Raw genomic sequence first — 13,031 nt, forward strand, 5'->3', positions numbered from 1 at the left:
ATTGCCGATCATGAACGACATCGACGGGTGTGCCGGATGAGCAGCCGTCTCCGCGAGATCGCCCGGCAGACGGTAGCGATCGCCGAAGCGGGACGCTACCGCAACGATGCCGGCGAGGACGTCGCGATCGAAACCGTGGTACGCGCCGCGGTCGACGGCACCCGTGAGCACCTGCCGGACGACGTCCTCCACCTCGACGGCGCGAAGCCCGGCGCCGGTGACGTGGAGGTGACGCACGAGTCGACGTTGCAGGCGGCCCGCCGGCTCGGGCCCGGCGCGGCGTGTCTGGTGTTCGCGTCGGCGAAGAACCCGGGTGGCGGGTTCCTGGGCGGGGCGAAGGCGCAGGAGGAGAGCATCGCCCGTTCGTCCGCGCTGTACCCGTGTCTGCTCGCAGCGCCCGGCTTCTACGCCTTCCACCGCGGCCAGCGGGATCTGCGCTACAGCGACCGGGTCGTCTACTCCCCGGGCGTGCCGGTGTTCCGCGACGACAAGGGAAACCTGCTCGACCGGCCGTACACCACGTCCTTCCTGACCGCGGCGGCGCCGAACCTGGGCGCGATCGTACGCAACCAGCCGGAGCACGCCGCGGACGTGCCGGCGGTGCTGGCCCGGCGGGCCCGCCGCGTGCTGGAGGTCGCTGCCGCGCACGGGCATCGCACGGTGGTGCTGGGCGCCTGGGGTTGCGGGGTGTTCCGGAACGACCCGGCGACGGTGGCCGGCGCGTTCGCCGACGCACTCCTGGCGGTCGGCCGGTTCGACCTCGTGGTGTTCGCCGTGCGTGACGGGCTGCCGGGCACACCGGTGTACCGCACGTTCGCGGAACGCTTTCGGTAGGTTCGTCGCATGAGCGACGACACCTTCCGGTCGGTGGAGATCGAGCGCACAAGCGTGGGCAGATACGTGGCGCGCAACGCCCGTGGCGGCGAGCTGTCGATGGGTACGGGGGAGGACGCGACCTTCACGCCCGTGGAGCTGCTGCTGGCGGCCCTCGGCGGCTGCACCGCTGTGGACGTCGACCACGTGACGAGCCGTCGCGCCGAGCCGACCCGGTTCGCCGTCACGGTGAGCGGCGACAAGATCCGCGACCCGGAGGCCGGGAACCGGATGGAGAATCTCACCGTCACGTTCGCGGTGACGTTCCCGGACGGCGCGGACGGCGACCGGGCCCGCGAGGTGCTGCCCCGCTCGCTGCGGCAGTCGCACGACCGGCTCTGCACCGTGTCCCGGACGGTGGAGCTGGGCACACCCGTCTCCATCGTCGACGCGACCGCCGACCCGGCCTCGACCGAACCGCGGTAGCGGCCGGAGGCGCCCGTCGGAGGGCGATCGATGCCCGTCACCTTGACACTCGTCTATGTTAACGAGAACATTGCCGTAACCCGGCGGTAATGCCGTTGCCATGAGCGTCACGGGCGAGGCGAGCCGCCGCAGCCGGCCGGAGGCGGCCGAGCGCAGGAGGTTTCGGTGACAGGGACCGCTCGGACGACGCGTACGGCCACGGTCGTGGTCGCGGCCGTCCTCGCCGCGGGAGTGGTGGCCGGGATACCCCCGGCGTCGGCGGCGACAGTGGACACGTCCGCGTCGTACGTCGTAGTGAACCGGCACAGCGGCAAGGCGATGGACCTGTACGACTGGTCGACGGCGGAGAACGCCCCGGTGAACCAGTGGACGCGCAACGACCTCGCCGTGCAGCAGTGGCAGTTCGTGGACGCCGGCGGCGGGTTCTACAAGGTGCGGTCCCGGCACAGCGGGAAGGTGCTGGAGTTGCCGAGCGGCGGCGACGGCACCCAGCTCGTGCAGAGCACCGACCGGTCGTCGGCCACCCAGCAGTTCCGGTTGCAGGATTCCGCGGGCGGGTTCGTGCGGTTCGTGAACCGGCAGTGGGGCAAGGTCGTCGACGTGTGGCAGTGGTCCACCGCCGACGGTGGGCGGCTGGCCGGCTACACCGATCTGGACGGCGTCAACCAGCAGTGGCAGCTGATCCGGCTGGGCGGCGGCACGCCCACCACACCGGCGCCCACGACCCCGGCACCGACCAGCCCGGCGCCCGCCTACCCGCAGCCCGGCCGGGTGACCGGGGACATCGGCGTCCACGATACGACGGTGGTCAAGCGACCCGACGGCACCTACCTCGTCGCGCACACCGGTGACGGCATCGCGCTGAAGACCTCCGCCGACCGGATCGCCTTCCGCAACGCGGGCGCCGTCTTCCCCGGTGGCGCGCCGTGGACCACCACGTACACCGGGGGAGCGCGCAACCTGTGGGCGCCCGACCTGTCGTACCGCAACGGGCGTTACCACCTGTACTACTCGGCGTCGACGTTCGGTTCCAACCGCTCGGCGATCTTCCTCGCGACCAGCACTACCGGCAATGCCGGGAGCTGGACCCACGAAGGGCTGGTCGTCGAGTCGCGGACCACCGACGACTTCAACGCCATCGACCCGAACCTCATCGTCGACGACCAGGGCCGCTGGTGGCTCACCTTCGGCTCGTTCTGGTCCGGCATCAAGATGATCCCGATCGACCCGGCCACCGGACGCCGGCTCGGCACCGCCGTGTACGCGCTCGCGAACTACGGCCCCGGCATCGAGGCGCCCGTCCTGGTCAAGCGCGGCTCCTGGTACTACCTGTACGTCTCGTTCGACCGTTGCTGCCAGGGCGCCGCCAGCACGTACCGGATCATGGTCGGTCGTTCGGCGAGCCCCACCGGGCCGTTCGTGGACCGCACCGGCCGGGACATGCTCGCCGGGGGCGGCACGCAGATCCTCGCCTCGCACGGCAGCGTGCACGGCCCCGGCCACCAGGCGGTCCTCGCCGACACCGACGGCGACGTCCTCTTCTACCACTACTACGCCGACGACGGCGCGTCGCTGCTCGGTGTCAACCGCATCGGCTACGACGCCGCCGCCTGGCCCTATGTGTACTGACCCGGCCGGCGCCCCGGCACGGACCGACGAACCCGCCGACCTGGGAGGGCGCGTATGTCGCCTCGGCACCTTCTCCGCCCGGTCCTGGCCGCGGCGCTCGCGCTGCTCACCACCTCGGCCGGCCTCGCCGTGCCCGGCCCCGCGCAGGCGGCGCCCGCGGTGAGCTACACCAACCCGCTGGTGAGCCAGCGGGCCGACCCGCACATCGTCCGGCACACCGACGGCTACTACTACATGACCGCGACGGTGCCGCAGTACGACCGGATCGTGCTCCGGCGGGCCACCACCCTGCAAGGGCTCGCCACCGCCACCGAGACGACGATCTGGCGCCGGCACACCAGCGGCGAGATGGGCGCCCACATCTGGGCTCCGGAGATCCACTTCATCAACGGCAGGTGGTACGTCTACTTCGCCGCCGGGCGGACCGACGACGTGTGGCGGATCCGGATGTACGTGCTGGAGAACGCGAGCGCGAACCCGCTGACCGGCTCGTGGACCGAACGCGGCCGGATCACCACGCCGTGGGACACGTTCAGCCTGGACGCCTCGACGTTCGTGGTGAACGGGGTGCGGTACCTGACCTGGGCCCAGCAGGAACCGGGCATCGCCACCAACTCCAACGTCTACCTCGCCCGGACGGGCGCCGAACCGTGGCAGATCACCGGCCCGGTGGCCCGGCTGGTCATGCCCACGTACGACTGGGAGACCCGCGGTTACCGCGTCGCCGAAGGGCCGACGGTGATCCAGCGCAACGGCCGGGTCTTCCTCACGTACTCGGCCAGCGCCACCGACGCGAACTACTGCCTCGGCATGCTCACCGCGTCGGCCGGCGCGAACCTGCTCGACCCCGCCTCCTGGAGCAAGAGCCCGACACCGGTGTTCGCGAGCAACGCCGCCACCGGCCAGTACGGCCCCGGCCACAACTCCTTCACCGTCTCCGAGGACGGGCAGAGCGACATCCTGGTCTACCACGACCGCAACTACCGGGACATCAGCGGTGACCCGCTCAACGACCCGAACCGGCGGACCCGGATCCAGAAGCTGTACTGGAACGCCGACGGCACCCCGAACCTCGGCATCCCGGTACCCGACGGGGCCACCCCGGTCCGGTTGCGCTCGCACGACCTCCCGGCCGCCTACGTCCGGCACTACGACTACCGGGCCCGCGTCGAACCGAACGTCACGAACCTCGCCGACTCGCAGTTCCGCATCGTGCCCGGCCTCGCCGGCGCCGGATCGGTGTCGCTGGAGTCGACGAACTTCCCCGGCTACTACCTGCGGCACCGGGCCTTCGCGCTCTACGTGGAACGCGACGACGGCTCGGCCCTGTTCGACAACGACGCGAGCTTCCAGCGCCGCTCCGGCCTGGCCGCGGCCGACGGGCTCTCCCTCGAATCGCAGAACTACCCAGGCCGGTACGTCCGCCACCGGGACGGCCTGCTCCAGCTCGAAACGGTGGCCGCCGACGCGGACCGGGCCGCGGCCACCTTCCACCTGGAGTAGGCGCCCGACAACCGCTGCGCCGCACCCGGCGTACCCCCTTCCCGGAGGTCGAACGATGTTCAACCCCGCAGTGACGTCGTCGCCCGCACGCCGCCGGGCCGGTCTGGCGCTGGCCCTGGTGGCGGCGCTGGCCGCCGCGGTCGGCGTCGCCGTCGTGGCCGCGCCGTCGGCGCAGGCGGCCACCATCGACACCAGCGCCTGGTACGTGCTGGTCAACCGCAACAGCGGCAAGGCCCTCGACGTGCGGGACACCTCGACCGCCGACGGCGCGGCGATCCAGCAGTGGTCCCGCAACGACGGCGAGTGGCAGCAGTTCCAGTTCGTCTCCTCCGGCAGCGGCTACTACCGCCTGCGGGCCCGCCACAGCGGCAAGGTGGTGGACCTGTGGGAGTGGAACGTCGCGGACGGCGCGGAGTACCGGCAGTGGCCCGACCTCAACGGCACCAACCAGCAGTTCCAGGTCCTCGACTCGGACGGCGGCTACATCCGGCTGATCAACAGGCACTCCGGGAAGGCCCTGGAGGTCTGGGAACGGTCGACCGCCGACGGCGCCCGGATCAGCCAGTACGCCGATCTCAACGGCACCAACCAGCAGTGGCAGATGGTCCGGGTGGGCACCGGCGGCACGCCGACCACGCCGCCGCCGTCCACCGGGTGCGGCAGCGGCTCCTACCAGGCCGAGGCGGTGCTGAACGGTGGCACCTGGACGGCCCGCAACGGATCGTCGACCGTGTACTCGGGCGGGGACATGCTCGCCGCGATGCAGGCCGCGGTGAACTCGCTGCCGGCCGGCCGGACCGCCAAGCAGCGGGTGGTGGTGCGCGGCTCCGGCTCGATGAGCGCGGGCTCGCGGCTGTCGCTGCCGTCGTACACGACGCTCGCGGTCTGCGGCACGATAAACGTGACCGGCTCGGGGTCGGGTGACTACGCGCCCGTCTACTCGCGCGGGACCACCGACGTCGAGGTGCAGCACCTCACCCTCACCGGCGCTCCGCTGTACGGGATCTTCATGCGCAACGTGAACAACCTGACGCTCGGCCAGATCGACATGCGGCTGTCCGGCGGCCTGGGGGTGCGGATCGACAACCACGGCGGCGACCGGGCGGTCAAGGTGCGCAACGTGCGCATCGACAGCGTGTACGTGTCGGGGACGGGCGCGCACGGCGTGGAGACGTACGGCGTGGACGGCCTGACCATCGGCACCGTCACCGCGCGCAACACCGGCTACTCCGGCCTGCTGCTCAACGACACGATCAACGCCACGGTGGGCACGGTCGACGCGCAGGGCGCCGGCACCGGGACCGGGTACGCGGCGTTCCGGATGGCCAACCGCAACGGCCGCATCGGCAGCTCGTACCCGACCAACATCCGGGTCGGCACGGTGATCGCGTCCGGTGGCGGCCGGGGGATCTTCTGCGTGTCGGAGTCCGGCGGCGCGGTCATCGACCGGGTGACGATCTCGAACACCGGCAACAACTCGATCCTCCTGGAGAACTGCTACAACGTCACCATCGCCGGGGTGTCCGGCACGGTGACCGGCGGCGGCGAGGTGCGCATCGCCTCGCGGACCGAGTTCCCGATCTCCTCCGGCATCCGCTTCCAGAACCTGACTGTCACCAACACCAACATCACCCAGAACCCGTGCGGCGGCGCGAACAACACGATCAGCAACGTCACGCGCGTCAACTCGACGCTGACCTGGTGCTGACGATCCGGCTGCCCGCAGGGCGTGAGGTCCGCGGTGTTCCGCGTTCGGCAGCGCGGGACGGGCCGTCTTTGTGACGCTTCGATCGTGGAGACACCGGGCGGCGACAGAGGCGTCGAGCTGCGCGTCCACGGGGTGTCCGGCGCGTCGGCGGAGACGATCGTCGACCATCCCATCGTGGTACGCGTGGCCGGCGACGGGCACGCCGGGTTCTACCGGGTCCGGGAAGGGCTCGGCTCGGCGGGCGGCGCGACAGCCGGGGTGGTGGTGGAGGCGTACCGCTGGGGGACGCTGACCGCCGGGGTGGCGGTGCGTACGGCGTCGATGCTGGTGCTGCTGCCGTTCATGCTGAGCAACCTGGCGGTGTGGATGCGTTCCACCCCGGTGGACCGCTACGGCCTGCTCGGCGGACTGTGCCGCCTGCTGGCCGGATCGCTGACCGTGGCGTTCACGCTGGCGCTGGTCGGGGTCACCATGAACCTGACCGGCTGGCAGTGCGTCCCGTACGCCGAGTGCCGGGAGGGTAGGCCGTACCTGTCGTGGCTGGTGGCGTTGCCGATCGGCCCGCGCCTGGCCGTGCTGGCACTGGTCCCGCTGCTGGCGCTGCGGGTGTTCTGGGCCGTCGGGAAGCGGTCGGCCGCCGCTTTCGAGGGCTTCGGATCGGCGCCGCCGCGCGGGCGGCTCCTGGAGTCGACCGGGAGTCTCGCCGCCCCCGGGGTCTGGCACGACGAGCAGATGACCTCGTGGCTGCGCCAGATCCACGTGGGTCTCGGCGCCGGCACCGTCGGCGTCAGCCTCGTCGTCGCGGTGTCGCACGGCCGGTGGAGCGCCGTCGCCCTCGGGCTGCTCGGCCTCCCCGCCGGGCTCGTGGTCCTCTGCGCCGTGCTGCTGACAGTGACCGTCCCCGCCGGGTGGGCCGGGCCGTTGCGCCGCGTGGTCTGGAGCCTGGTCTTGGTGGCCACGGTCTCGAGCCTGGGGTACGCCGTGTCCCGGCGGGAGGTTCCCGTGCCGGCCGGGCAGATGCCCGGCTACGAGGGTGCCGTCGCCGGTCTGGTCGCGGCGCAGGGGCTGATGCTGGTCCTGATCGCCGCGGTGACGCTCGCGCGCCGGCGTGCCCGGCCGGCCGGTTCCCGCGCCCTGCTCCGCGGGCTCGGCACACCGCTGGTCGCGGCCATGTCGGTCACCGTCGCCTCCGCCTACACGGCCACGCTCGTGTTCCGGACGGCGGACCAGCTCGACCGGGGCCGCATCCCCGACCCGATCCGGAACAACCCGCCCGCCCTGGGACCGCTGGAACCACCCGTCGGGTACTGGTGGGCGGCGCTGGCCGGGCTCGCCGCTCTGCTGGTCGTCAGCGCGGCGATCGCCGTCACCCTGCCGGTGGCCCGGCGCCGGCGGCGGGCGTACGCGCGACGCGTGGTCGAGCACGACTATCCCGACGCGCCCGCCGAGGCGACGCCACGACTCGACGCGGTCCGCTCGACGATCGCCCGGTCCTTCGTGACCGACGAGCTCGGGCCGACATTCGTGGCGTTCTTCGTGATCTCGTCGGTCGGGCTCGCCACCGTCGCGCTCGACCTGATCGGGATCGGCCCCACCCAGCTCGTCGCCCGCCTCGGCCGCCGGCACGACACGCTCGCCGTGCTGACCGCGTACGTGACGGACGTCGGCATCTGGGCCATCAGTCTGCTCGTCATCGGGCTGCTGATCCTGGGCTACCGGGCGTACCGGTCGCCGGAGACCCGCCGGCTCGTCGGCGTGCTGTGGGACCTGGGCACGTTCTGGCCGCGTACGGTGCACCCGTTCGCGCCGCCGTGCTACGCCGCCCGCGCCGTACCGGAGCTGGCCCGGCGGGTCACCGCGCTCGCCGCGCAGGGCCCGGTGGTGATCTCCGGACACAGCCACGGCTCCGTCCTGGCCGCCGCCACCGTCCTGCAACTGCCGCCGGAGGCCCTGCCCCACGTCGCGTTGCTGACCCACGGCAGTCCGCTGCACCGCATCTACGCCCGCCTCTACCCGGCGTATCTCGGTGAGCAGGCGCTGCGCGACGTCGGCGACCGGATCGGCTGGCGCTGGCGCAACCTGTGGCGCGACACCGATCCGATCGGCGGCCCGATCTTCGCCGACCCGGGTCTGCGGGCCCACCTGCCCCCGGCCGCCGGGGCGGTCGACGTCCGGCTGCGGGACCCCCGCAGCGTCGTCGTGGAGGCGCCGGACACCGTGCCGCCGCCCGTCGAACGCCACTGGCACTATCACACCGAGCCGGAGTACCGGGAGGCCGTACGGGAACTCGTCGACGACATCCGGGCCGGCGCCCCCGGCTGAGGCCGCCCCGCGTACCGGCGCCGGCCACCGCGAGGACCGGTGGCACCGGGATGGTCTCGTTCGCCACCGGTCAACCCGTCGAGGGCGACAATCGGCTGGTGGTGGACACGGTGGTGGAGACGCTCGTCGGGCTGCCGCCGGTCCTCGTCCTGACGCTGGTGTTCGTCCTGCCGGCGCTGGAGTCCTCGACGCTGCTCGGGCTCGTCGTACCGGGTGAGACAGCGATCCTGATCGGCGGGCTGGTGGCCCACGGCGGCGCGCTGCCGTTGTGGGCGGTGGTGGCCGCCGGGGCGGCCGGGGCCTGCCTCGGTGACCAGGCCGGGTACGCCCTCGGCCGCCGGTACGGCCCGGGTGTGCTCGCCCGCGCTCCGCGGGTGCTGCGCCGGCGCCTCGACATCGCGCGGGCCCGCCGCCTGGTCGCCCGGCGGGGGGCGTGGGCGGTGCTCATCGGACGCTGGGTGGCGGTGCTGCGCGCCGTGGTCCCCCTGATCGCCGGCACCGGTGGGATGCGGTGGCCGGTGTTCCTCCGGGCGAACCTGGCCGGCGGGCTGGTGTGGGCGACGGCCGTGGCGCTGCTGGGCTACCTGGGCGCCGCCTCGTACCGCTATCTGGAGCGGGAACTGGGCATCGGGGAGTGGGCCCTGCTGGCCGTGATCGGCGTCGTCGTGGTGCTGCGGGTCTGGCGGATCCGGCGCCGCGCGGCGCGCCGATGAACGGTGGCGTCAGCCGTGACCGCGTACCAGGGGCAGAAACACCTCGTCCACGATCTCGACCAGCACCTCGTCGGGGACGGAGGGGACGCCGCGCATCGCGTACTCGGCGCGCAGCAACATCATCGGTACCGTCGCCACCCGGTGACGGACTGCTGCCGCCGGCGCTTCGCCCCTGGCCGCGGCCCGTTCCAGCATCCCGATCCACGCGCGGTCCATGGTGTCGGCGCCGGACCGTTCGCGCATGAGGGTGAGCAACTCCGGGTCGTCGGCCGCGGCGGCGAGCAGGCCGCGCAGGACGGCCCCGTGCGGCGACGACCACGTCTCGTTTGCCAGCCGGAGCATCTCGAGCGCGTCGCCTCGCAGCGTGCCCGTGTCCGGGTTCGGCATGGCGGCGTCGGACAGGTGGCGGTACGCCGCGACGCCCAGCGCCGCCCGGTGCGGCCATCGGCGGTAGATGGCGTTCTTGTTGGTCCCGGCGCGGGCGGCCACCCGGTCCATCGTCATCCCCGCGTATCCGGACTCGCGTAGTTCCTCCGCCGCGGCCCGCAGGATCGCCTGTTCCAGTTCTTCGCCCCGTCGCCTCCTCATGCCTTGCAGGGTACGCGCCGTACCTTATAGGGTACGGCTCGTACCCTAAGAGTGGAGTTCTCGATGCGCGTCTTCGGCATGAACTACGACACCGGCTTCGTCAGCGCCGGATCCACCACCCACGAACCGTTCGACCCCGACGTCGTGCGCAGCGACCTGCGCGTCATCCGCGACGAGCTGCGCTGCGACGCGGTCCGCGTGACCGGCGGCGTGCAGGACCGGCTGGAGCTGACCGCGCGGCTGGCGGCCGAGGCGGGGCTCGAGGTGTGGTACTGCCCGTTCACCAACGGCCTGGACCGCGACGGCCTCATGGCGTTCCTGCTCGACGGCGCCGAGCGGGCCGAGCGGCTGCGGCGTGACGGCACCCCGGTCGTCTACCTCACCGGTTCCGAGATCTCCCTGTTCACCGACGGTTTCCTGCCCGGCCGTGACCTGACCGAGCGGATGGCGGTGTTCACCGACCCGATGCGGATGCGGGAGGCGGTCCCGGCCGCGCGGGCCGCGGTGCGCGACTTCCTCGCCGAAGCGGTACCCGCGGTGCGGGAGCGCTTCGGCGGCCCCGTCGGGTACGCCTCGATCCCGCTCGAGGACGTCGACTGGACGGCCTTCGACATCGTCGCCAGCGACGCCGGCTACCGCGACTCGACCAACTCCGCGGCGTTCCCGCAGTCCCTGGCGGCGGCCGTGGGGCAGGGCAAGCCGTACGCGGCGACCGAGTTCGGCTGCTGCACGTTCCGCGGCGCGGCCGATGTCGCGGGCGCGACGGAGCCGGTGGCATACGACGAGCACGGCCGTGCGGCGAAGCTCACCGCGGAACTGGAGCGCGACGAGGAAGGCCAGGCACGCTACCTCGTCGACCTGCTGCGCGACTACGAGGCCGGCGGCGCGGAGGCGGCGTTCGTGTACACGTTCGCGAACCGGCACCTGCCGACCACCGGCGACCCCGAACACGACTACGACCTGGCGTCACGCGGGATCGTGCGCGTGCTGCCGGACGGCTCGTGGACGCCCAAGGCCGCCTTCCACGCCCTGGCCGAATACGGCCGCGCCCGTGCGCTGAGCCGGCCCGAATTCGGTGGTGGCGGTCGCGGCGGACGGGCAAAGTAGGACTGCACACCGGCGGCGAGCGCCGCCACGGCGACGACCACCAGGAGAGATGATGCGAGCAGCTTCCACGCTTCGGACCCTTGCCCGTCCTACCGTGGAGCTCCGCCTTGGCCCTGTTGAACCTCGGAATCGTCGCGCATGTTGACGCCGGAAAGACCAGCCTGACCGAACGCCTGCTCTACGAGGCAGGCGCCGTGGCCGAGCCGGGCAGCGTCGACGCCGGCACGACCCGGACCGACTCGATGGACCTGGAACGCCGCCGCGGCATCACCATCCGGGCGGCCGTCACGTCGATCACCATCGGCGACCTCGGCATCAACCTGCTGGACACCCCCGGCCACCCCGACTTCATCGCGGAGGTCGAGCGCTCCCTGGCCGTCCTCGACGCCGCCGTGCTCGTGGTGTCGAGCGTGGAGGGCGTCCAGCCGCAGACCGTCGCCATCTGGCGGGCGCTGCGCCGCATCGGCGTACCGACTGTGTTCTTCTTCAACAAGGTCGACCGCGGCGGCGCCGACGTCGACCGGGTGACGGCGCAGGTACGGCAGCGGCTCGGCGCGCGGCCGGTCCTGCTCGGCACCGTCACCGGCCAGGGCACACGCGAGGCCCGGGTGCACGCCGTGGGCCTCGACGCCGAGCCGGTGGTGGCCGAGGTGGCGGAGGTCGACGACGCGGTGGCGGCGCGCTGGCTGGCCGACCGGCCGGTCCGCGTACGCGACGTCCGCCGGGCGCTGCGCCGCGCGGTGCGCCGCGCCGAGCTGGTCCCGGCGGTGTGCGGCTCGGCCATCACCGGCGCCGGGGTACGCCGGCTGTGCGACGTCCTGGCCGACCTGCTGCCGTACGGCGAGGCGCGGGACGGACCGCCGGCGGGCACCGTCTTCGCCGTCGACCGCGACGGGCACGGCCGGCGCGTCTGGCTGCGGCTGTGGTCCGGGCGCCTGCGGGTACGGGACCGGGTGCGGCTCGGCGACGGCCGTCCGGAGCCGGTGACGGAGATCGCCGTCATCGAGCCCGCCGGCGTGCTGGTGCGCCGGTCGGTCTCCGCCGGGCAGATCGCGGCGGTACGCGGGGTGTCCGCCCGGATCGGCCAGCACATCGGCGACCCGCCTCGGCGGCACGACTACCGGTTCCCGCCACCGACCCGGCAGGCGGTCGTCGAGCCGGTAGACCCGGCGCAGCGCCTGGCGATGTTCGCCGGCCTGGCCGAACTGGCCGACGAGGATCCGCTGGTGGACCTGCGCCTCGACGAACAGCAGGCGGAGGCGGTGATCCGCCTGCACGGCGAGGTCCAGAAGGAGGTCCTCGCCGCCCTGATGGAGGACCGGTACGGCGTCCGGGTGCGGTTCTCCGGCACGCTCACCGCCTGCATCGAACGGGTCGCCGGCACCGGTACTGCCGAGGAGCGGGTACGGGAACGCGGCAACCCGTACCTGGCCGGGCTGGGGTTGCGCGTCGAGGCCGCACCGGCCGGGCACGGCATCGGGTTCCGGCCCGGGATCGAGCCGGGCCGGCTGCCCCCGGCGTTCGTCGCCGCCACCGAGGAGGGCGTACGGGCCGCGCTGCGGCAGGGCCGGCACGGCTGGCCGGTCACCGACTGCACCGTCACCATGACGGCGTCCCGGTACTGGCCCCGGCAGAGCCGCCCGCACCAGAAGTTCGACAAGTCGATCTCGACGGTGGCGGCGGACTTCCGCAACCTCGCCCCGGTCGTGGTCGCCGCCGCGCTGCGGCAGGCCGGTACGCGGGTGTGCCAGCCGATCGAACGGTTCGACGTCAACCTGCCGCGGCACGCGGTGGAGACGGTGCTGGCGCTGCTCGGCCGGCTCGGCGCGGTCGTCCACGACACCGCCGTCGCGGGCGGCTACCTGGAGGTGAGCGGCACCGTGCCGTCCGCCCGGGTGCCGCGGGTCGTCGCCGCCCTGCCCGACCTCACCGGCGGCGAGGCGGTGCTGACCACCACCTTCGACCACTACGCGCCGGTCGCCGGCGAGGTGCCGCCGGCACTGCCCCGGCGCGGGCCCGACCCCTACGACCGGGAGGCGTGGTTCCGGGCGGTACCGAGGTAGGCGGCGACCGCGGCGCTCCGGGGATAGGATCACCGGCGCCCGCCGCCGCCCGTACCCCGTTGGAGCCCCGCTGTCCCCGCAGCCGGCCACCCACCTCGC

10 protein-coding genes are annotated in these 13,031 nt (G+C 73.0%); 9 read left to right on the forward strand and 1 reads right to left on the reverse strand.

The window, feature by feature from the left end; translation table 11 throughout:
• The first annotated feature begins 36 nt into the window (after positions 1-36).
• The 7 genes from IRY44_RS08555 to IRY44_RS08585 all read left to right on the forward strand — a co-directional run bounded on the left by IRY44_RS08555 (position 37) and on the right by IRY44_RS08585 (position 9,174).
• Positions 37-834 carry a TIGR02452 family protein gene (locus IRY44_RS08555; RefSeq protein WP_194799904.1) on the forward strand — a complete coding sequence of 266 codons (798 nt, stop codon included), beginning with the start codon at positions 37-39 and terminating at the stop codon, positions 832-834.
• 9 nt (positions 835-843) lie between these two features.
• Positions 844-1,299 (forward strand): OsmC family protein, encoded by a 456-nt coding sequence (locus IRY44_RS08560; RefSeq protein ID WP_194799905.1) that lies wholly within the window; start codon positions 844-846, stop codon positions 1,297-1,299.
• A 165-nt stretch (positions 1,300-1,464) separates the two neighbouring features.
• Positions 1,465-2,928 (forward strand): family 43 glycosylhydrolase, encoded by a 1,464-nt coding sequence (locus tag IRY44_RS31230; RefSeq protein ID WP_194799906.1) that lies wholly within the window; start codon positions 1,465-1,467, stop codon positions 2,926-2,928.
• A 54-nt stretch (positions 2,929-2,982) separates the two neighbouring features.
• The gene (locus tag IRY44_RS08570) at positions 2,983-4,431 is read left to right on the forward strand and encodes a family 43 glycosylhydrolase (RefSeq protein WP_194799907.1); all 1,449 of its coding nucleotides are present in this window, start codon (positions 2,983-2,985) and stop codon (positions 4,429-4,431) included.
• Positions 4,432-4,486: 55 nt separating this feature from the next.
• A complete protein-coding gene (locus tag IRY44_RS08575; protein ID WP_194799908.1) occupies positions 4,487-6,139 on the forward strand; it encodes an RICIN domain-containing protein in 1,653 nt (550 codons plus the stop codon).
• A gap of 84 nt (positions 6,140-6,223) precedes the next feature.
• Positions 6,224-8,461, forward strand: coding sequence for a hypothetical protein (locus IRY44_RS08580; RefSeq protein WP_269696679.1), 2,238 nt, complete (start codon positions 6,224-6,226; stop codon positions 8,459-8,461).
• 50 nt (positions 8,462-8,511) lie between these two features.
• The gene (locus tag IRY44_RS08585; protein WP_194799909.1) at positions 8,512-9,174 is read left to right on the forward strand and encodes a DedA family protein; all 663 of its coding nucleotides are present in this window, start codon (positions 8,512-8,514) and stop codon (positions 9,172-9,174) included.
• Between the two features lie 9 nt (positions 9,175-9,183).
• Here IRY44_RS08585 and IRY44_RS08590 read toward each other — a convergent pair whose 3' ends face one another.
• Positions 9,184-9,762: a TetR/AcrR family transcriptional regulator gene (locus IRY44_RS08590; RefSeq protein WP_194799910.1), complete on the reverse strand. Its 579-nt coding sequence runs from the start codon at positions 9,760-9,762 to the stop codon at positions 9,184-9,186.
• Positions 9,763-9,813: 51 nt separating this feature from the next.
• Between IRY44_RS08590 and IRY44_RS08595 the strand changes: the two genes are divergently transcribed.
• Positions 9,814-10,869 carry a hypothetical protein gene (locus IRY44_RS08595; RefSeq protein WP_281600850.1) on the forward strand — a complete coding sequence of 352 codons (1,056 nt, stop codon included), beginning with the start codon at positions 9,814-9,816 and terminating at the stop codon, positions 10,867-10,869.
• 107 nt (positions 10,870-10,976) lie between these two features.
• Positions 10,977-12,932, forward strand: a complete 1,956-nt coding sequence (locus IRY44_RS08600) for a translation factor GTPase family protein (protein ID WP_194799911.1) — start codon at positions 10,977-10,979, stop codon at positions 12,930-12,932.
• Positions 12,933-13,031: the final 99 nt, after the last annotated feature.

Origin of the sequence: Micromonospora sp. ANENR4 (genome assembly GCF_015354395.1) — a bacterium.
GTDB classification, from domain to species: Bacteria; Actinomycetota; Actinomycetes; order Mycobacteriales; family Micromonosporaceae; genus Micromonospora; species Micromonospora aurantiaca.

Excerpts from the sequence above, each read along its gene's own strand:
- IRY44_RS08560 (WP_194799905.1), top strand. The coding sequence starts at position 844 with ATGAGCGACGACACCTTCCGGTCGGTGGAGATCGAGCGCACAAGCGTG.
- IRY44_RS08575 (WP_194799908.1), top strand. The coding sequence starts at position 4,487 with ATGTTCAACCCCGCAGTGACGTCGTCGCCCGCACGCCGCCGGGCCGGT.
- IRY44_RS08585 (WP_194799909.1), top strand. The coding sequence starts at position 8,512 with ATGGTCTCGTTCGCCACCGGTCAACCCGTCGAGGGCGACAATCGGCTG.
- IRY44_RS08570 (WP_194799907.1), top strand. The coding sequence starts at position 2,983 with ATGTCGCCTCGGCACCTTCTCCGCCCGGTCCTGGCCGCGGCGCTCGCG.
- IRY44_RS08590 (WP_194799910.1), bottom strand. The coding sequence starts at position 9,762 with ATGAGGAGGCGACGGGGCGAAGAACTGGAACAGGCGATCCTGCGGGCC.
- IRY44_RS08555 (WP_194799904.1), top strand. The coding sequence starts at position 37 with ATGAGCAGCCGTCTCCGCGAGATCGCCCGGCAGACGGTAGCGATCGCC.